The sequence below is a fragment of the Candidatus Dactylopiibacterium carminicum genome, from assembly GCF_014736495.1.
Taxonomy (GTDB): Bacteria; Pseudomonadota; Gammaproteobacteria; order Burkholderiales; family Rhodocyclaceae; genus Uliginosibacterium; species Uliginosibacterium carminicum.
On record NZ_MDUX01000016.1, the window covers coordinates 1 to 17,617 of the forward strand.

21 protein-coding genes and 1 pseudogene are annotated in these 17,617 nt (G+C 61.3%); 10 read left to right on the plus strand and 12 right to left on the minus strand.

The genetic code is table 11. From position 1 onward, the window contains the following. Positions 1 to 71 precede the first annotated feature (71 nt). The 4 genes from flgE to flgB are packed head-to-tail and all read right to left on the minus strand — an operon-like array spanning position 72 to position 2,828. A complete protein-coding gene (gene flgE / locus BGI27_RS06635) occupies positions 72 to 1,298 on the minus strand; it encodes a flagellar hook protein FlgE (protein WP_095524111.1) in 1,227 nt (408 codons plus the stop codon). A 13-nt stretch (positions 1,299 to 1,311) separates the two neighbouring features. Next, positions 1,312 to 1,980, minus strand: a complete 669-nt coding sequence (locus tag BGI27_RS06640) for a flagellar hook assembly protein FlgD (protein ID WP_095524112.1) — start codon at positions 1,978 to 1,980, stop codon at positions 1,312 to 1,314. A gap of 25 nt (positions 1,981 to 2,005) precedes the next feature. Beyond that, positions 2,006 to 2,410 carry a flagellar basal body rod protein FlgC gene (gene flgC / locus BGI27_RS06645; RefSeq protein ID WP_095524113.1) on the minus strand — a complete coding sequence of 135 codons (405 nt, stop codon included), beginning with the start codon at positions 2,408 to 2,410 and terminating at the stop codon, positions 2,006 to 2,008. 13 nt (positions 2,411 to 2,423) lie between these two features. Beyond that, the gene (gene flgB, locus BGI27_RS06650) at positions 2,424 to 2,828 is read right to left on the minus strand and encodes a flagellar basal body rod protein FlgB (RefSeq protein ID WP_095524154.1); all 405 of its coding nucleotides are present in this window, start codon (positions 2,826 to 2,828) and stop codon (positions 2,424 to 2,426) included. Positions 2,829 to 3,120: 292 nt separating this feature from the next. Here flgB and flgA point away from each other — a divergent pair, with 292 nt between their 5' ends. The 3 genes from flgA to BGI27_RS06665 all read left to right on the plus strand — a co-directional run bounded on the left by flgA (position 3,121) and on the right by BGI27_RS06665 (position 4,755). Next, positions 3,121 to 3,798: a flagellar basal body P-ring formation chaperone FlgA gene (flgA, locus tag BGI27_RS06655; protein WP_095524114.1), complete on the plus strand. Its 678-nt coding sequence runs from the start codon at positions 3,121 to 3,123 to the stop codon at positions 3,796 to 3,798. A gap of 181 nt (positions 3,799 to 3,979) precedes the next feature. Continuing rightward, positions 3,980 to 4,282, plus strand: a complete 303-nt coding sequence (gene flgM, locus BGI27_RS06660; protein ID WP_095524115.1) for a flagellar biosynthesis anti-sigma factor FlgM — start codon at positions 3,980 to 3,982, stop codon at positions 4,280 to 4,282. A gap of 2 nt (positions 4,283 to 4,284) precedes the next feature. Then, positions 4,285 to 4,755, plus strand: coding sequence for a flagella synthesis protein FlgN (locus BGI27_RS06665; protein ID WP_095524116.1), 471 nt, complete (start codon positions 4,285 to 4,287; stop codon positions 4,753 to 4,755). On the opposite strand, the gene motD is transcribed toward BGI27_RS06665, so the two are convergent. From motD to BGI27_RS06680, 3 genes are all read right to left on the minus strand, one after another. Further along, positions 4,749 to 5,639 carry a flagellar motor protein MotD gene (gene motD / locus BGI27_RS06670; RefSeq protein ID WP_095524117.1) on the minus strand — a complete coding sequence of 297 codons (891 nt, stop codon included), beginning with the start codon at positions 5,637 to 5,639 and terminating at the stop codon, positions 4,749 to 4,751. The genes BGI27_RS06665 and motD overlap by 7 nt on opposite strands. A gap of 142 nt (positions 5,640 to 5,781) precedes the next feature. Continuing rightward, complete coding sequence (gene dapB, locus BGI27_RS06675; RefSeq protein ID WP_095524118.1) at positions 5,782 to 6,585, minus strand: 4-hydroxy-tetrahydrodipicolinate reductase; 804 nt, start codon at positions 6,583 to 6,585, stop codon at positions 5,782 to 5,784. Between the two features lie 21 nt (positions 6,586 to 6,606). Then, positions 6,607 to 6,993 carry an outer membrane protein assembly factor BamE gene (locus BGI27_RS06680; RefSeq protein WP_095524155.1) on the minus strand — a complete coding sequence of 129 codons (387 nt, stop codon included), beginning with the start codon at positions 6,991 to 6,993 and terminating at the stop codon, positions 6,607 to 6,609. 148 nt (positions 6,994 to 7,141) lie between these two features. On the opposite strand from BGI27_RS06680, the gene fur reads away from it, so the two are divergent. Together fur and BGI27_RS06690 are read left to right on the plus strand one after the other, a co-directional pair. Then, positions 7,142 to 7,588 carry a ferric iron uptake transcriptional regulator gene (gene fur / locus BGI27_RS06685; RefSeq protein ID WP_095524119.1) on the plus strand — a complete coding sequence of 149 codons (447 nt, stop codon included), beginning with the start codon at positions 7,142 to 7,144 and terminating at the stop codon, positions 7,586 to 7,588. Between the two features lie 48 nt (positions 7,589 to 7,636). Then, positions 7,637 to 8,506, plus strand: coding sequence for an SDR family oxidoreductase (locus BGI27_RS06690; protein ID WP_095524120.1), 870 nt, complete (start codon positions 7,637 to 7,639; stop codon positions 8,504 to 8,506). A gap of 10 nt (positions 8,507 to 8,516) precedes the next feature. Here BGI27_RS06690 and rnhA read toward each other — a convergent pair whose 3' ends face one another. Both rnhA and BGI27_RS06700 read right to left on the minus strand, forming a co-directional pair. After that, positions 8,517 to 8,978 carry a ribonuclease HI gene (rnhA, locus tag BGI27_RS06695; RefSeq protein ID WP_095524121.1) on the minus strand — a complete coding sequence of 154 codons (462 nt, stop codon included), beginning with the start codon at positions 8,976 to 8,978 and terminating at the stop codon, positions 8,517 to 8,519. A 35-nt stretch (positions 8,979 to 9,013) separates the two neighbouring features. After that, complete coding sequence (locus BGI27_RS06700) at positions 9,014 to 9,745, minus strand: class I SAM-dependent methyltransferase (protein ID WP_095524122.1); 732 nt, start codon at positions 9,743 to 9,745, stop codon at positions 9,014 to 9,016. 24 nt (positions 9,746 to 9,769) lie between these two features. Between BGI27_RS06700 and gloB the strand changes: the two genes are divergently transcribed. From gloB to bioD, 5 genes and pseudogenes are all read left to right on the plus strand, one after another. Continuing rightward, positions 9,770 to 10,537, plus strand: coding sequence for a hydroxyacylglutathione hydrolase (gene gloB / locus BGI27_RS06705; RefSeq protein WP_095524123.1), 768 nt, complete (start codon positions 9,770 to 9,772; stop codon positions 10,535 to 10,537). A gap of 12 nt (positions 10,538 to 10,549) precedes the next feature. Continuing rightward, positions 10,550 to 11,734, plus strand: a pseudogene (bioF, locus tag BGI27_RS06710) (8-amino-7-oxononanoate synthase). After that, a complete protein-coding gene (locus tag BGI27_RS06715) occupies positions 11,731 to 12,420 on the plus strand; it encodes an alpha/beta fold hydrolase (RefSeq protein WP_095524124.1) in 690 nt (229 codons plus the stop codon). The pseudogene bioF and the gene BGI27_RS06715 overlap by 4 nt, the downstream one beginning before the upstream one ends. Beyond that, positions 12,413 to 13,159, plus strand: a complete 747-nt coding sequence (locus BGI27_RS06720) for a methyltransferase domain-containing protein (RefSeq protein ID WP_095524125.1) — start codon at positions 12,413 to 12,415, stop codon at positions 13,157 to 13,159. The genes BGI27_RS06715 and BGI27_RS06720 overlap by 8 nt, the downstream gene beginning before the upstream one ends. Before the next feature lie 13 nt (positions 13,160 to 13,172). Further along, the gene (bioD, locus tag BGI27_RS06725; protein WP_095524126.1) at positions 13,173 to 13,892 is read left to right on the plus strand and encodes a dethiobiotin synthase; all 720 of its coding nucleotides are present in this window, start codon (positions 13,173 to 13,175) and stop codon (positions 13,890 to 13,892) included. Here bioD and lolA read toward each other — a convergent pair. From lolA to BGI27_RS06740, 3 genes are all read right to left on the minus strand, one after another. Continuing rightward, positions 13,844 to 14,455, minus strand: a complete 612-nt coding sequence (gene lolA / locus BGI27_RS06730; RefSeq protein WP_095524156.1) for an outer membrane lipoprotein chaperone LolA — start codon at positions 14,453 to 14,455, stop codon at positions 13,844 to 13,846. The two genes, bioD and lolA, sit on opposite strands and share 49 nt — an antisense overlap. A gap of 19 nt (positions 14,456 to 14,474) precedes the next feature. After that, the gene (locus BGI27_RS06735; protein ID WP_223871647.1) at positions 14,475 to 16,730 is read right to left on the minus strand and encodes a DNA translocase FtsK; all 2,256 of its coding nucleotides are present in this window, start codon (positions 16,728 to 16,730) and stop codon (positions 14,475 to 14,477) included. A gap of 145 nt (positions 16,731 to 16,875) precedes the next feature. Continuing rightward, a complete protein-coding gene (locus BGI27_RS06740) occupies positions 16,876 to 17,556 on the minus strand; it encodes a Crp/Fnr family transcriptional regulator (RefSeq protein WP_095524128.1) in 681 nt (226 codons plus the stop codon). Positions 17,557 to 17,617 lie beyond the last annotated feature (61 nt).

Here is a 17,617-nt window from a genome sequence, read left to right on the forward strand (position 1 = left end):
GCTCGATGTGGGATTCGACTATGCATAGCGCTTGACGGCCAAGACGGTTGCTCAGACGCCATCAATGCCTATCAGCGCAGGTTCACCAGGGTCTGCATGATCTGATCCTGGGTCTTGATCGATTGCGCGTTGGCCTGGTAATTGCGCTGAGCAGTGATCATGTTCACCAGTTCAGCTGTGAGATCGACGTTCGATTCCTCGACGGCCCCGGCGGTCAGTTCCCCGAGGTTGCCGGAGTTCGGTGTGCCCACCAGCGGCTGCCCGGACGAGGGCGATTCGGCCCACAGGTTGCTCCCCAGCGAGATCAACCCTTGGGCATTGGGGAAGTTGGCCAGCACGATCTGACCCAGATTGCGTGTCTGCCCGTTGCTGTAGCGTCCTTGGATAATGCCATCGCTGTCGATCGTCACGCCGGACAGACGGCCGGAAGCGTAACCATCCTGAGTTTGCCGGTTCACACCGAAGGCACTGCCATATTGCGTACTGCCCGTCAGATCCAGAGAGACATCGAAAGGCGTGGCCGCGCCAGTCGTCACGGCAAGCCCGGCAATGGTCAGCGGCATCGTGGTGGTGAGCTGGCCAGCAGTGTCAAAAGTCAGGGCCGTAGGCGTGGCGGATGTGGCGCCACCGTCGAGCTGGGTATACATGTTCCAGCTGCCGGAACCTTGCGTCACGAAGTACAGGGTCATCAGATGGGAGTTGCCCAGGCTGTCATAGACCGTGACGGAAGTCGATGAGTTGTAAGTGCTGGCATCCGGCGTCGTGGCACCGACAACCCACGGGTTGGCTGGAGCCGTCTTGCGGGAGTCGAGGCTCAGCCCCATCTCGATGGAGGAGGTCTGTACCGGCATCAGGTCGGCCGTATCCACGTAGATGTCCTGCGGATTCGCCGGCAAGATCGTACCGGTGGAATCGGCCGGATAACCTGTTAGGCGATACCCTTGCGAGTTGATGACGTAGCCGTTCTTATCGATCTGGAATTGACCATTGCGCGTATAGGCGATGGCACCATCCAGATTCATGCGGAAGAAGCCGCCACCATTGATGGCCACGTCCAGCGGATTGTTGGTCGGCGTGATGTTGCCCTGGTTGAAGGTCTGCGCGACCTTATTGACCGATGTACCGATACCGACCTGCAACCCGGCACTGGCACCGTTGAGCGCGGAAGCATACACATCGCCAAAGATCGTGCCGGACAGCTTGAAGCCGACGTTGGATGCGTTGGCCACGTTGTTGCTGATCACGTCGAGCGACTTGGAGGCGGCATTGAGCCCGCTGAGACCTTGTTGAAATGCCATGATGAGCTCCTGATTACAGAATCAGCTTGATATCGTTGAGCGAAACGCGTCCCAGACGCCCCACATCGACCAGGACTTCACTGCCCCCGGTCACCACACTGCCAACCGTCGCCAACTCGAGCGTGGAGGCCTTCACCTTGTCACCGTTGGAATACGCGGTAATCGTCATCTTGTAGGTACCATCAGCAACAGTCGTGCCTGCAGCGTTCTTGCCATCCCATACGAACTCGTGTGTTCCGGCATCCAGCGCTTCGTAATCCATGCGCTGGACCTCCAGACCGTTCGAGTCGGTGATGGTGATGGTGACCTGGTCGGCCCCAGATGCCAGTTCAAAGCCGCCGACACCCATCCCTTCATAGACCTGCACCTGATCCCCGGGCACCAGCACGGCATGCCCGATCAGTGCAGATGCCTGCAACGAATCATTCGATTGCAGCCTGTCCACCAGGCTTGTCAGCGTGGTGTTCAGGTTGGTCACCCCTTCCACAGTACTGATCTGTGCAAGCTGCGAAGTCATTTCCGCGCTTTCCATCGGGCTCAGAGGATCCTGGTTCTTGAGCTGAGCAGTCAGCAGCGTCAGGAAACGGGTCTGCACCTCATCCGCGGCACTTGCCTTGGTGGTGGTGCGGCTGCTGTTAATCGAGGAATAGATATCCGTCGAGGTATTGGTAGTAACGGCCATGTCAGATACTCCCGATCATTTGCTATCAGCTCTGCCCGATGGTCAGAGTCTTCTGCATCAAAGTCCGCGCAGTCGTCATCACTTCTGCGTTGTTCTGGTAAGCACGCGACGCCGAAATCATGTTGACCATCTCTTCGACGGCATCAACGTTAGAGAGCGTCACGTAACCCTCTGCATTCGCCACGGGGCTCTTCGGGTCATAGACCAGCCTGCCGGGTGCAGCGCTCTCGACGATCTGCTTCACCCGCACGCCCTGCCCGCTGTCTCCCATCGGCACCGCCTGGAAAACGACCTGCTTGGCTCTGTATGGCTGCCCGTCCGGCCCTAGCGCGCTCTCCACGTTGGCCAGATTGCTGGCGGTGGTGTTCAAACGCACGGACTGGGCGTTGAGTGCGGAACCGGCAATCTGGAAGACATTGAGCATGCTCATGATCAGTCTCCGCTTACTGTCCGCTGATGGCCTGCTGCATGGTGCGCAGCAAACCGTTGATAAACGTCAGGCTGGCTTCGTACTGCAACGCGTTTTCAGCAAAGGCCGCACGCTCTGTATCCATATTGACCGTATTGCCGTCCACGCTGGACTGCAGTTCTCCGCGATATAGCGGAGCGCTAGAACCATCTTCGGCTCCCCGCCCGGAAATATGGCGTTCAGAAGTATTTGCCAGTTGCAGTGGGCCGGTACGCCCCGCCATGACCTGATTCAGGGAAGAGCGGAAATCGATGTCCCTGGCCTTGTAGTTGGGCGTATCAGCATTTGCGATGTTCGCAGCCAGGACTTCCTGGCGCTGGGCACGCAGATTCAGTGCCGTCTGGTGAAAGCGCAATGCGTTGTCGAGCTGGACGTTCATCTTCTCCACTCCACTCAAAATTTCCTCAAACAGGACCGCCGCACCCATCGCGCCATCTCCAGATTCCCTGGCGCTCTCTTTGCAGCTTCCGTGCCATGCATGCTAAGACCGCAAAACCAGGCACGAGAGAGCGATAAAGCGGCAAAACGCCCGCCAATCCGGCAAAGCACGCCCAAAGGAAAAAGATTCGCCGGCAAGCCTTGCCGCCCCATTCGTCCATTGCCGCAAGCCGCACATCCCCAAGTGGGCATGGAGCCAGCTATCCTTCCTGTTCTTGTTTGGACGTCATCCCATGAAGTCGCGCCTTATCCTCTGCTGTCTGCCCCTCCTGCTTCACACTGCCATGGCCAGCGCAGACGACGCGTTCGCCGAGGTAGCACGCGCCTTTCTCGAACGCCAGACAAACGAATACCCAGGCACAGTCACCATCCAATTGAGCCCGACTCCGGAGCTCGCGCGCGGAACCCCCTGTCGCCGGTGGCAGGCCAGCCTGCCGCCAGGCGTGCGTGCCTGGGGGCGCTTCTCGCTGTCCATGCGCTGTACGACAGGCGCCACGCGTTCCCTCTATCTCGCTGTTGAAGTTCGCGTAGCGGGCGACTATCTGGTCACGGCCCGCCCAGTCAGCAATGGTCAGGTTCTCGGCAATGAAGACCTCACCACCGCGCACGGAGAGCTGACGGAACTGCCAGGCAATGCAATCTTCTCCATGCAGGAAGCCATCGGCCGCCATACTGCACTGGCCTTGCCAGCAGGCAGGGCACTGCAAGGCAATCATCTGCGCCCCCTGACGCTGATTCGCGCAGGCGACACCGTCTTCCTGCGTACCTCCGGCCAGGGTTTCAGCGTGAGCAACGAGGGGCGTGCCCTGAATGCCGCAGGGCCCGGACAAACGGTACGCGTGCGTCTCTCCAGCGGACGCATCATCACGGCCATCGCAAGTGAGCCGGGCGTTGCAGAGGTTCCGCATTGACGATGGCATTCAAGTACAAAACTCAATCGCCGTAAATTGAGCCATAGTTGCTTGAGTGCATGCGGAAAAACCCCTAAAGTTTTCCCATACGGCTCCGATAAGGCAGCTGAAGGAACATAAATTCCTTATAAAACAAAAAGCTTTGCCGGTTTATTGACCATCCGAGCCGAAGGAAAACGCCGTGAAAATCGAAACCAATGTGAAGTCGCCCGGATCGGTGACGAGCGAGCCAAGGGCCCGCCCGACACGTGATGCCGCGCCTACTGCCAGCAATGGCTCCCAGGTCCAGCTGTCCTCGTTCGCCAGCCATCTGCAGAAACTTGAACAGACCATCGCCGACACGCCGGTAGTGGACAGTGGCAAGGTGCAGGAGATCAAGGAAGCCATCACGCAAGGCCAGTTCCGTGTCAATCCGGAAAAAGTGGCAGATGGCTTGCTCGACAGCGTCCGTCAGATGCTCTCGGCCCAAGTTCCGAGCACGTAACTTTGGCTGACCGCAACGCCCTGCGCACCCGCTTACTCAGCTTGCTGGTTGCCGAAACTCGGCAGCTGGGCGAATTTGCGCAGTTGCTTGAGCGCGAGCAACAAATACTTGGGCAGCGCGATGTGGAGCCGTTGTTCGCAATTTCCGAAGAAAAGAATCGATTTGCGCGCCAGTTCCAGCAGTTCGCGGACAGCCGCACGGCTGTATTGACCCAGGCCGGGGTCGAGGCAAGCCGCGAAGGCGTGGAAAGCTTGCTGGATGAGGCAGACCTGCCCGCATGGCAGACTTATCTTGAGTTGGCCATTCGTGCTCGCAACCTGAACGAAACCAACGGTCTGATCCTCACGCAACGCTTGGCCCACAACCATCAGGCGCTAGCCATTCTCATGGCCCACTCAGACCAGCCGACTGTCTATGGCCCGGATGGCGCTTCCCGCACCCGCCCCGGATCGCGCTCCCTCGGCAGTTATTGAGGCTGACTTCCAGCCGGCACCAATCTGATATTGGATGGCGTGCCCAACGCACCATCAGCATCTCGCACCCGTAACGGAGTTTCGGGGATCGTTGCTGATTGCGCCGAAGGTGTTGCCGCCAATTCCATTTCAGGCAGCATGGACTCCACTAGGATGGTCACGCGCTTGTTGCGTGCCCGTCCTTCTGCCAATGCGTTATCCGCCACCGGGCGCTGGTCTGCATAGCCCGCCGCGGTCAATCGCCCGGGGTTGACGCCAGCAGCCACAAACAGCCTGACCACGCTGGACGCACGCACAGCCGAAAGCTCCCAGTTGGAAGGGAAAAGCGCCGTGTTGATGGGCAGACTGTCGGTATGCCCCTCCACCTTGATCGGAAATCCTCCCTGCGCCAGCACTCCCGCCACGGCATACAGCGCACGCGAAGCATCAGCACCAAGCTGCGCTTCTGCGGGCGCGAATAGCGCACTGGCGTTGATCTCGATGGAAATACCGTTGACGCCCTCTGTCACGCGTACCTGCCCACCGCGAACCAATGGCTCAAGCACACGTCGGACCTCATCAGCCATATTGCGCATGCGCTGAAGCATCTCAGCCTTGCGTGCCTCCAGCCGGGGATCCGGGCGAACCTGCACTTGTGGTGCTATCGCGGCAATCGGCGTAGCCCCTGGCCGTGGAGGCGGAGAGATCGGCAATGCGGTTTCATTATCGACCGCACGGAAGGCCTGAACCAGAGAGTCGGACAAGACACGATATTTACCCTCGTTGACCGAGCTGATCGCATACATGACGACAAAGAAGGCAAACAACAGGGTAATGAAGTCTGCATAAGAGACCAGCCAGCGTTCGTGGTTGTCGTGCTCTTCCTCATGGCGACGTCTGCCCATGGCACTGCCTCTCCCTGTCTATCGGCATCCTGTACCGCCCTGCTGGGCCGCATGAAGAGTCAACGGACACATGCCGCCTGGCTTGAGCCAACGAAACGGCCGGCTACTCGCCGGCCGAATCCATCGTCAGCAGAACTTGACCTCAACGCAGGCCCAGAACATCCTGCATGTCGAACAGGCCGGCGTTACGCCCCTGCAGGAACACTGCTGCACGCAAGGCTCCGGTGGCATACGGCATGCGGCTGCCGGCTTTATGCGAGATCTCCACGCGCTCTCCCAACCCGCAGAACATCACGGTGTGATCGCCCACCACATCACCACCGCGCACGGTAGCGAAACCAATGGTTTCAGGCGTGCGCTCACCGGTCACGCCTTCACGACCATACACGGCACACTCCTGAAGATCGCGCCCCAAAGCCTGCGCCACCACTTCACCCATACGCAGGGCCGTTCCGGAAGGTGCATCAACCTTGTAGCGATGGTGTGCTTCGAAGACTTCGACGTCATACCCTGAAGCCAGAATGCGCGCAGCCACGTCCAGCAACTTGAATACCGTATTGACTCCGACCGACATGTTCGGTGCGAATACGACCGGGATCTCGCGTGCAGCTTCGGCGATCTCCGCTTTCTGTTCGGCGGTGAAGCCCGTGGTGCCGATAACCATCGCACGCTTCAGATGCCGTGCCACTTGCAGATGCGCCAGGGTTGCTTCCGGACGCGTGAAATCGATCAGGCAATCGGCTTTCTGAAAAGCGGCGTTCAAATCACTGCCTACAATCACACCACAGGCAGTACCAACCAGTTCGCCGGCATCACGGCCGATGAAAGGGCTGTCCGCACGGTCAAGTGCCGCGACGAATTCTGCATCCGGCGTTGCGGCCGTGGCTTCAATCAGCATACGGCCCATACGGCCGGATGCTCCTGCAATTGCAAGCTTCACTGTCACGAACTCACTCCTGGAAATGCTTCAGCCCTGAGGGCTGTCGATGTCGATCACACGCGGCAGCGAGGCAGGATCAGGCTCCTTGGGCAGAGCACCGGCTTCCACGCGATCAAGCTTGCCGGCAACGAAGAACACGCTGGTTCTGCGATGTTCTTCCTGACCTCGCCCCGGAGAGAACTGGTAGACATAGTCCCAACGGTCAGCATGGAAGATATCGACAAGCATGGGAGAACCCATGACAAAACGCACCTGATCCTGGGTCATCCCTGGCTGCAGCTGGTCTATCGAATGCTGGCTGACGTAGTTACCCTGACGGACATCGATACGGAAGGGGCGGATCACGCTGGTCACGGCCTGGGAGGAGCAACCGGCAATGCCCCCAAGGGCAAGTGCCAGAGTGGCAAGCCGCATACGACTGGAATTCTTGAAGAAGGTCATCGGATGATGTTCGGAGACAATCGAAACAAGGCTTGACGACAGCCATCCATGTGCCGGCCCGCGTTCCACAAGCCGGCCCCAGACTATATCATACGGCCCACGCCCCAAGTCCGGAGACACAATGCCTACCACCAGCCTCAAAAAGTCCGGCCTCAAGACTACGATGCCGCGCCTGAAGATCCTGGACCTGTTCCAGCGTACAAGGGAGCGCCATCTCTCGGCCGAAGATGTCTATCGTCAGTTGCTGTCCGAAGAGATGGACGTCGGCCTGGCCACCATCTACCGCGTGCTCACGCAATTCGAGCAGGCGGGGATTCTCAAGCGCCATCATTTCGAAACCGGCAAAGCCGTGTTCGAACTGGATCAGGGCGATCATCACGACCACATCATCTGCATCAACTGCGGCCGAGCGGTGGAGTTCTATGATCCTCAGATCGAAGCCCGACAGAACGCCGTAGCCGAAGCCAATGGCTTCAAGCTGCGCGAACACGCGATGTATCTGTACGCCGAGTGCACTACGCCAGACTGTCCTAACCGCTCCGCGGCCAGCAAGAAAGCTGGCGGCTGACTCCCTCCCCGGCGGCCCAGGCCGCCTTTCTTTTGTCGAAAGCCCCGCATGAGCCAAGCAAGTCCTGCTTTTCCCTTTTCCGTCGACCTCACCGGCAAGGTAGCTGTGGTCACCGGCGGAGCCGGCATCCTCGGCGCCGCCATGTGCCGCGCTCTGGCGGCCAGCGGTGCCAGCATCGCAATCATCGGCCGCGATCAGGCCAAAGCCCAGCGTCTGGCTGATGAAATCGAAGGCAAGGGCGGCAAAGCCAAAGGCTATTCATGCAACGTGCTTGATCGTGTGGCACTCGAGCAGACAGCGGCCGCCATTGCGGCTGATCTGGGCCCGTGCGACATCCTCATCAACGGCGCCGGCGGCAATCACCCCAAGGGAGTCACCGGTCAGGAATATTTCGATGCAGCCACGGCCGGCAATAGCCCCGAGCAATCCAGCTTCTTTGATCTGGGTATGGAGGGCTTTGAATTCGTGTTCGACCTCAACCTGATGGGCACCGTACTCCCCAGTCAGGTCTTCGCACGGCAAATGCTCGGCCGCAGCGGCTGCAGCATCATCAACATCTCGTCGATGTCGGCATTCCGCCCGTTGACCAAAGTGGCTGCTTACAGCGGAGCCAAGGCGGCCGTCAGCAATTTCACGCAGTGGCTGGCGGTACACCTGGGGCAGTCCGGCATCCGCGTAAATGCCATCGCCCCCGGCTTTTTCATCACTGAGCAGAATCGCGAACTGATGCTGGAAAAGGATGGTAACTACACACCACGCGCGCAAAAAGTCATCACACAGACACCGATGCGCCGCTTTGGCGAGGCCGACGAACTCATCGGCGCCCTGCTATGGCTGGCCGAGTCCCGAGCGTCGGGCTTCGTCACCGGTTCCATCATCGCCGTGGACGGTGGCTTCTCGGCCTATTCCGGCGTCTGACTCCTTCTGCTTACCCTTCGCTCACAGCCGTGCCTGATATGCGCACGGCTTCCACCCCCCTACGCGCCAGTTCATCAGCGCGCTCGTTCTCTGCATGGCCTGCATGACCGCGCACCCAGATCCACTCGATCTGATGGCGTGCAGCCTCGGCATCCAGCGTTCGCCACAGATCTTCGTTCTTCACCGGCGATTTGTCCGCTGTCTTCCAGCCACGCTTCTTCCAGCCGTGAATCCACTCGGTCATGCCTTTCTGCACATACTGCGAATCAGTGTGCAGGCGAACCTGCACCGGACGTTTGAGTGCTGCCAGGGCACGAATTACTGCCAACATTTCCATGCGGTTATTGGTGGTGGCAGGCTCGCCGCCCCACAACTCTCGTTCGTGGCCTCCAGCCCGCAGAATGGCGCCCCAACCGCCCGGTCCGGGGTTTCCCGAGCAGGCTCCATCGGTAAATATCTCGATCTGATCCATCTGATTCCAACATGGAATGATTGAGGTCGACGCACTCAGTTGCGCCGGACCTTGTGTGCTACCGGCACCATGGCCTTGCGTCGCTTACCGTTACGCCAGGCTGGCGTGATCAAGCGCATTCCCTGCACGCGCTTGACGGCATGCATCACGTAAGCGCCTCCTGCAAAGGGCCAGGCCCAGGTACCGACAGCCTCCATGAACGCCCAGCGGCGCAGCCAGTGCTCCGTCCTCACCGGCGGTGCGTAACAGCCTACACGGCTGCTGCGCAGCTCGAAGCCCAGCAGGCTGAACCAGTCCCGCAAGCGCACGGTGGACAGGTATTGCCCACTCCAGGGCGCCTCGCCCAAATTGCCGGCCAAGGCTCGCCGCACGCCCCAAAGACTGAAAGGGTTGAATCCTGTGATCACGACCTGCCCTTCCGGCAACAGGATACGCTCTACTTCGCGCAACACCTGATGCGGATGCGAGGAGAACTCCAGCACATGCGGCAGCACCACCAGATCCAGACTCTGTGTGGCAAACGGCAATTCCTCGACCGCCGCCAGCACCGCAACGCCCCGACATTGATCGCCGAAGCCGGCACGCAACCGGTAACGCATGCGGTTCGCGCGCAGATAGTCGACGTCACACAGGCCCACCTGCAACGCGTTGAAGCCGAACATGTCAGCTACCAGCAGATCGACCTGTTGCTGTTCCCAGCCCAACAGATAACGCCCTCGCGGTGAATCCACCCAGGGCAGACAGAATGGTGAATGCGCCTCGTGCATACGACTTGGCCTAGAATCCGGGACATGAAGAGCGAGCTTCGGATTGTTCCTTTTTCCGCCCTGCGCGACAACTACATCTGGTCACTGTCCGATGGCAGGGATTGCGTCCTGGTCGATCCCGGCGAAGCCACGCCCGCGCAAACCTGGCTGCAATCGCAAGGGCTCAAACTCAGCGCAATCCTGCTGACGCACCATCACGCCGACCATACCGGCGGCGTAACCGTCTTGCGGCAGCGCTGGCCAGTACCGGTCTTCGGTCCCACAGGGCTTCCCGAAGTTGATCATCCACTCAAGGGTGGAGAGACTTTCGATCTCCCAGGACTCGACCAAAGCATTGAAGTGCTCGCGGTCCCAGGACATACGCCAGAGCATCTGGCCTATCTGGGCGCTGGTGCGCTGTTCTGCGGCGATACTCTGTTCGGCGCTGGCTGCGGCCGATTGCTCGGTGGCACGGCGTCGCAACTGCATGCCTCGTTGAACCTGCTGGCCCGTCTGCCTGGCGACACCCAGGTCTGTTGCGCTCATGAGTACACCTTGTCCAACCTGCAATTCGCCGCCGCTGTCGAGCCCAACAACCCCTTGATCGCGCAACGTCAGGCCCATTGTGTCGCCTTGCGCGAAACAGGCCAGCCGACACTTCCCGGCAACATTGCCGAAGAGCTTGCCACCAATCCTTTCCTGCGCTGCGATCAAGCTTCCGTACGCAGCGCCGCCAAGCACGTCGCCGGCCACGCGCTGGCGACGCCGCTGGACGTCTTTACCGCCTTGCGCGCCTGGAAAGACCGTTTCTGAGTTTCCCCACGCATGAATACTTCTGTCTCCTCGCTGGACGACGCGCTGGCGGCTGCCCTGGCCGAACACGAAGCCGCAGGCCTGCGGCGTGCCTGCCGCATCCAGCAAGCGGCCTGCGGCCCACGCGAGCACGATGCCGATGGCAACGAGTTTCTGGCCTTCGCAAGCAATGACTACCTCGGTCTGGCCAATGCCCCCGAACTGATTGCTGCAGCAACCGGCGCGGCCCGGCGCTGGGGGGTCGGCGCGGGCGCTTCGCATCTGGTCAGCGGCCATACTGTGGCACACGAAGCACTTGAACAGGCCTTGGCCACCTTCACGGGCTTCGAAGCTGCACTGGGCTTTTCCACCGGCTATCTCGCCAATCTGGCAGTGATGCCTGCCCTGCTCGGCCGTGGTGATGCGATCTTTGCGGACCGCCTGAATCACGCCTCCCTGATTGACGGCGCCCGGCTCGCACGCGCGGACCTTCTACGCTATGCGCATTGCGATCTGAGCATGCTTGCCCGCCAGCTGGAAGGCAGTCAGGCCCGGCGCAAGCTCATCGTCAGCGATGCAGTATTCAGCATGGATGGTGATATCGCTCCCTTGGCCGATCTACTGATGCTGGCTGACCGCCACGATGCCTAGCTGCTGATCGACGACGCCCATGGTTTCGGCGTACTCGGTCCGCAGGGGCGCGGCAGCCTTGCCGAGGCCGGGCTGAGTGCGCTACGCCTGATCCTGATGGGTACGCTGGGCAAGGCCGCTGGCGTTGCAGGAGCCTTCGTGGCCGGCAGCGCACTGCTTGTCGAATGGTTGCGGCAGAAGGCACGCCCCTACATCTTCACCACCGCTGCACCACCGCTGCTGGCCGAAGCCACACAGCAAGCGCTGCGTCTGATCGAACAGGGCGACACGCGCCGCGCGCATCTGGCACATCTGATCGAGGCGCTGCAAACCGGGCTGACCGGCCTGCCCTGGCCGCTGCTACCCTCGCGCACACCGATACAGCCACTCATTGTTGGCAGTAACGAAGCGGCAGTAACGCTCAGCGAGGCGCTGCTCGCACGCGGATTGCGCGTACCCGCCATCCGCCCGCCCACCGTGCCAGCCGGCAGCGCGCGACTGCGCATTTCCGTATCGGCCGCGCACAGCCTCGAAGACATCGGTCGCCTGTGCGATGCATTGCATGAAATTGCCGGAGGGCAGACGTGAATCTGCTCTGTCTGCATGGCTGGGGCTACGGCGGAAGGCTGTGGCAAGCACTCGTACAAGCCCTGCCGGACTGGCAGATCTCGACACCCGATCTTGACTGGCGCCTGGGAACACTCCGTCTGGCGGATGATCTGGCACGCCAGCTCAAGGCCCCCACCTGGGTGCTGGGCTGGTCACTGGGCGCTCAGTTGGCGCTACGACTGGCACAGCGTCATCCACAAGTCGTGAGCGGGCTCTATCTGATCGCAGCCAGCCCTCGTTTCGTGGCAGGTACGGACTGGCCTCATGGCCTGGCGGAAGAAACCGTGATGGCATTCCGGCAACAGTTTTCCCGCATGCCTGAGCGCGTGAAGCAGCGCTTCCTGGCCCTGCAGGTGCTTGGGGACGTGCAGCGTGCGCAGCTCGCGCCACTGCTGGAGTCCGGCCAGGTAGACGCTGACGACCCAAGCCTGCCTACCGGACTGGAAGATCTGCTCACCACCGATTTGCGCCCGATTGCGCGCCCCCTCTGCCCCATTCACCTCCTGCATGGCGCGCAGGACAAGCTGATGCCGTTGGCGGCTGCCCGATGGCTCGCCGAGCGGTACGATGCTCCGCTCGAAGTGCTTGCCGATGCGGGCCATGCCCCGCTCTTCTCCAGCCCGGAACAACTGGCCGCACGCTTGCAGGCGCTCGTCGATGACTGAGCTGGCGCTCATCCGCGCGGCATTCTCCGCAGCCGCGGAAAGCTATGACCAGGCGGCCAGAGTACAGCGACGCATCATCGCGCAGCTTGCCGGGCTGACACCCCACAGCTGTCGGGGCTTGTTGCTCGATGCGGGCAGCGGCACCGGCCAGGCAGCCTCCGTACTGCGGAGCCACCATCCCGAGGCCAGACTACTGCCGCTCGACGCGGCCATCGGCATGTGCCACCGCACGGGTGGTATATGCGGCGACATCGAAGCGCTACCCCTGAGCGATGGCAGCGTAGCCCTCTACTGGTCAAGTCTGGCCTGGCAGTGGACCGACGCATCACGCGCACTGCAGGAAGCCGCCCGCGTGCTGGCACCAGGAGGGTTGCTGCAGGTCGCCACGCTGGGGCCGGACACGCTCTGGGAGCTGCGGCAGGCCTTCCGCGGTATCGACGGACACACCCATGTTCGCAACTTCACCCTCGCCGATGAATTGCAACAGGCAGCCACCGCTGCTGGCTTCATCGACATCCAGGTGAAATGCGAAACGGAATGTACCCACACGCCTGACCTTGCAGGCCTGCTGCGCGAGCTGCGCGCCATCGGCGCCCATAGTCTGGACGCGCCGCGGCGACGCGGCCTGCTGTCCCGCTCAGCCTGGCTTGCATTCCAGGCCGCCTACGAACCCCATCGGGAAAGCGCCGGTCTGCGCGCCAGCTATGACGTGATCTATCTGCTCGCGCGCCGCCCCTGAACGGACACACAACATGCAGCAAGCCTTTTTCCTCACAGGCACGGATACCGAGATCGGCAAGACTTTCGCCAGCTGCGCCCTGCTCCACGCCTGGCGTAGCCAGGGATATCGCGCAGTGGGCTACAAACCGGTGGCAGCAGGCGCCGAATGGCTGGAGGAGCGCTGGAGCAACGAAGACGCCCGTCGGCTTCAGCAGGCCGGCAGCCCCGGCTTCACGCTGGCCGAAATCAACCCGATCTGTCTTCAGGCAGCCGTCGCACCGCACATCGCCGCACGGGAAGAAGGACGCAGCATTGAGCAGGCGGAAATCCTCACGGGGTTTTCCGCCTTGCAGCCACACGCCGAACGTATCGTGGTAGAGGGCGTCGGCGGGTTCCGGGTGCCGCTTGGGGAAAACTTTGACAGCGCCGACCTGGCGCAGAGCCTCAGGCTACCGATAATCCTGGTGGTCGGTTTGCGTCTGGGGTGCATCAATCATGCGCTGCTGACAGCGGAAGCCATCACCGCGCGGGGGCTGCCGCTGGCAGGCTGGATAGGCAACACGCTGAGCCCGCGCATGATGCGCCTAGAGGAAAACCTGGCGACCTTGCAGACACTGTTGCCAGCGCCCTGCCTGGGAATACTGCCCTTCGTGGAGACAGGCGATGCGGCCCTGGCCGCATCACATCTGCGCCTAGAGAAGCTTCACTCACCGACCACGTCGACACCCGGTGGCGGGGTAAAACGGAACTGATCAGCCGGCAACGGCGGATTGCGCTCGAAGCCGGTGAAACTCAGCATCGTGGTCTGGCCGAAGTTGTCACGCACTTCCATGGCCTGCGGCAGGTTGTCCTTGAGGCCGATGCGTACCCGCTCGAAACCGGCCTCACTGGTGCGCGGCGTGGCCTCCAGCCATTCCAGCCCGTTCGCGGTCCCATCTTCCCGCAGCGTGAAGTTCTTCTGCAGATCGTTGCTGCCCGCGAGCAGCGCGGCCGGCGTGGCGCCCAGTGTGTCGCCCATTGGCTTGATCACCACCTGCTCGAGATCCTTGTCGTAACTCCACAGCTTGCTGCCGTCCCCAACGATCAGCTGGTTGTAGGGCTTGGTGTATTCCCAGCGGAATTTACCGGGACGCAGGAAACTCATGCTGCCGCTGGCCTGCTGGCCCGGACGGCCGGTCTTGGTGATCACCTGCTGCGAAAAACTCGCGCGCGCGGTCTTGGTCTGTTCGAGGAAGTGCTTGAGCTGGTCGAGGGCGGCAGCGGAAGCAAGGGCCGGTGCGAGCAGGCACAACAGCGCGGGAAGAATTTTTTTCATGAATGCAGGATAGTAAGAATCAGGATTCGCGCGCCGGCGCCAGCACTTCGCGGGCCCCCGTGGCATTGGCGGCTGAGACCAGCCCGGCCTGCTCCATCTGCTCGATGAGGCGGGCCGCACGGTTGTAGCCGATCCGCAGATGCCGCTGCACCAGCGAAATGGAGGGGCGGCGCGTCTGCAGCACTACGGCAACGGCCTTGTCGTAAAGTTCGTCACTCTCGCCCCCGCTGCCGCCCTCGCCGAAGAGGTCGCCGCCGAATTCACCACCGCCCTCTTCGCTGGCACCGGTGAGGATGCCTTCCACGTAATCGGGCTGGCCGGTGATCTTGAGGAATTCGACGACCTTGTGTACTTCCTTGTCATCGACGAAGGCGCCGTGGACACGGTTAGGCATGCCCGTGCCGGGCGCGAGATAGAGCATGTCTCCCATGCCCAGCAAAGACTCTGCCCCCATCTGGTCGAGGATGGTGCGCGAATCGATCTTGCTCGACACCTGGAAAGCCATGCGCGTCGGAATGTTGGCCTTGATCAGCCCCGTGATCACGTCGACCGAGGGGCGCTGGGTGGCCAGCACCAGATGAACCCCTGCTGCACGCGCCTTCTGCGCCAGGCGAGCGATCAGCTCCTCGATCTTCTTGCCGACCACCATCATCAGGTCGGCCAGCTCATCGATCACTACCACGATCATTGGCAGCGGATCCAGCGGCTCCGGGTTCTCGGGGGTGAGGGAGAAAGGATTCTTGATCGGCGAGCCGGACTTCAGCCCATCGGCGATCTGCTTGTTGTAACCGGCCAGATTGCGCACGCCCAGCGCCGACATCAGCTTGTAGCGGCGCTCCATCTCCCCCACGCACCAGTTGAGCGCGTGGGCTGCATGCTTCATGTCGGTCACCACGGGAGCGAGCAGGTGCGGGATGCCTTCATATACGGAAAGCTCCAGCATCTTCGGGTCGATCAGAATTAGACGGACTTTGTCAGCCCCTGCCTTGTAGAGCAGCGACAGGATCATCGCATTGATGCCCACCGATTTGCCCGAGCCGGTCGTACCTGCCACCAGCAAATGCGGCATCTTCGCCAGATCGGCCACCACGGGGTTGCCACCGATATCCTTACCCAACGCCACGGTGAGCGGCGACGTGGTGTCGTGATAGGTTTTGGAGCCGATGATCTCGGAGAGCCGCACGGTCTGCCGCTTCGGATTCGGTATTTCGAGCCCCATGCAGGTCTTGCCAGGAATAGTCTCCACCACACGGATGCTGATCACCGACAACGCACGCGCCAGATCCTTGACCAGATTCATGATCTGCGCGCCCTTCACGCCGACTGCGGGCTCGATCTCGTAGCGCGTGATCACGGGGCCGGGATAGGCGGCCAGCACCTTCACCTCGACACCGAAATCGGCCAGCTTACGTTCGATCAGGCGAGAGGTGTATTCGAGGGATTCGACCGAAGGCGGCTCGACATCGGTACTGGGCGGATCCAGCAACCCCAGTGCAGGCAATCCGCCACCAGCAGCCAACTCGGCGAAGAGTGGTTGCTGGCGCTCCTTGTCGGAACGCGATTCGACGATGCGCAGCGGCTCAGGCTTGAGCACCGGCTCGATGTGAATGGCCACTGGGGGCGCATCCTCACGCTTCTTGCGCTCGCGCTTGACCTTCTCTTCACGCTTGACGGCCACTTCCTTGCCCGCCTGCCGATCCTGCCAGGCTTGCCGCGCACGCAACACCAAAGCCCATAAGCGCTCAAGGCCATGACCGATGCGTTCGATCACATTGAGCCAGGAAAAACCACCGAACAGGGAAAGGCCGCCAGCCCAGGCCGCGATCAACAGTAGGGTGCCGCCGGTAAAGCCCAAATAGCGCACAGCGAAACTGCCGAACTCGAAACCCACCAACCCGCCAGGAACGCCAGGCAGCATGACCTGGCTCGAATGGAAGCGGATCGCCTCCAGGCCACAACTGGTCATCAGCACAATGCCGAAGCCCAGCAGGACGATCAGCAGCGAGCGCTGATCGGAATCAAGATCATCGCGAAAACGGCGTCCGCCGACGAACAGCCCCCACAGCATCAGCAGTACCAGCCACCAGGCGGAAATGCCGAAAAGCTGCAGCAGAACATCAGCCACCCATGCCCCGAAACGGCCACCGGGATTGAGAACCTGCCCCGTTTCGACAGCATGCGACCACCCCGGATCAGCCTTGTCGTAGCCATACAGGACCATGGCCAGATAGGCCCCAGCCGCGCCCAGCAACAACCAGATGACCTCGCGCAACAAGGCAGAGATCTTCTCCGGCAAAGGCTGAGAAACGGAACGGGCAGAGGATCTGAACAAGAGAGAGAAGGGTTTGAGCAGCACGCGTAAGGGCAGGAAAAAAATGCTCTCGATTATAGCGCGCCAGCAACCCCGTCCCGGCATGGCGTCAGGCCGCGGATTCCTCTTGTCGGCCATCCTGCAGCACCAGTCCATAATGGCGCTCGCGCACCAGACCGCGCAGCTGCAGATCCTTCATCACACGCGAAACCATCTCGCGCGAGGCGCCGATCATCTTGGCAATGTCCTGCTTGGTGATGCGCTTGCGCACCACCCGCTCGCCGCCGACATCCTCGGCTAGCTCCAGCAGCAGCCTTGCTACCCGGCCATACACGTCCATCAGCGCCAGACTCTCGATCTTGCGGTCGGCCTCGCGCAGACGACCCGCGAGATTGCTCATCACGCGCAGGCAGATGTCGAAATTGTTGGCCAGCAACTGACGAAAATCCTGTTGCGAGAAAACCACCAGATCGGAAGCTGCAATCGCAGCCACGGTGGCCGAGCGCGGTTCGGCATCCAGCCCGCTCATCTCGCCGAACAGATCGCCCTGCCCGATGATGGTGAGGATCACCTCGCGCCCCTCGACATTACTGACCATCACCTTGAGGCTGCCATTGAGCACGAAATAGACATTGTCGGGCGCCTCGCCGGCGCGCATGACCACCGTGCCCCGCGAAACACGTCGCATCGTGGCCAGTTGCGCCACTGCTTCAAGGCGATCCAATTCCAGCCCCTGAAACAGCGGCAGGGTACGTAAAGCCGTTGCTGAAACCGTCTGTCTGATTGCCATAACATCTCCCCCTGGCCGATTTCTTGATCGCCATGTCCGCAGGACGCCACTGTCATTCAGC

Excerpts from the sequence above, each read along its gene's own strand:
- flgE (WP_095524111.1), bottom strand. The coding sequence starts at position 1,298 with ATGGCATTTCAACAAGGTCTCAGCGGGCTCAATGCCGCCTCCAAGTCG.
- BGI27_RS06640 (WP_095524112.1), bottom strand. The coding sequence starts at position 1,980 with ATGGCCGTTACTACCAATACCTCGACGGATATCTATTCCTCGATTAAC.
- flgC (WP_095524113.1), bottom strand. The coding sequence starts at position 2,410 with ATGAGCATGCTCAATGTCTTCCAGATTGCCGGTTCCGCACTCAACGCC.
- flgB (WP_095524154.1), bottom strand. The coding sequence starts at position 2,828 with ATGAACGTCCAGCTCGACAACGCATTGCGCTTTCACCAGACGGCACTG.
- flgA (WP_095524114.1), top strand. The coding sequence starts at position 3,121 with ATGAAGTCGCGCCTTATCCTCTGCTGTCTGCCCCTCCTGCTTCACACT.
- motD (WP_095524117.1), bottom strand. The coding sequence starts at position 5,639 with ATGGGCAGACGTCGCCATGAGGAAGAGCACGACAACCACGAACGCTGG.
- BGI27_RS06680 (WP_095524155.1), bottom strand. The coding sequence starts at position 6,993 with ATGCGGCTTGCCACTCTGGCACTTGCCCTTGGGGGCATTGCCGGTTGC.
- fur (WP_095524119.1), top strand. The coding sequence starts at position 7,142 with ATGCCTACCACCAGCCTCAAAAAGTCCGGCCTCAAGACTACGATGCCG.
- BGI27_RS06690 (WP_095524120.1), top strand. The coding sequence starts at position 7,637 with ATGAGCCAAGCAAGTCCTGCTTTTCCCTTTTCCGTCGACCTCACCGGC.
- rnhA (WP_095524121.1), bottom strand. The coding sequence starts at position 8,978 with ATGGATCAGATCGAGATATTTACCGATGGAGCCTGCTCGGGAAACCCC.
- BGI27_RS06700 (WP_095524122.1), bottom strand. The coding sequence starts at position 9,745 with ATGCACGAGGCGCATTCACCATTCTGTCTGCCCTGGGTGGATTCACCG.
- gloB (WP_095524123.1), top strand. The coding sequence starts at position 9,770 with ATGAAGAGCGAGCTTCGGATTGTTCCTTTTTCCGCCCTGCGCGACAAC.
- BGI27_RS06720 (WP_095524125.1), top strand. The coding sequence starts at position 12,413 with ATGACTGAGCTGGCGCTCATCCGCGCGGCATTCTCCGCAGCCGCGGAA.
- bioD (WP_095524126.1), top strand. The coding sequence starts at position 13,173 with ATGCAGCAAGCCTTTTTCCTCACAGGCACGGATACCGAGATCGGCAAG.
- lolA (WP_095524156.1), bottom strand. The coding sequence starts at position 14,455 with ATGAAAAAAATTCTTCCCGCGCTGTTGTGCCTGCTCGCACCGGCCCTT.
- BGI27_RS06740 (WP_095524128.1), bottom strand. The coding sequence starts at position 17,556 with ATGGCAATCAGACAGACGGTTTCAGCAACGGCTTTACGTACCCTGCCG.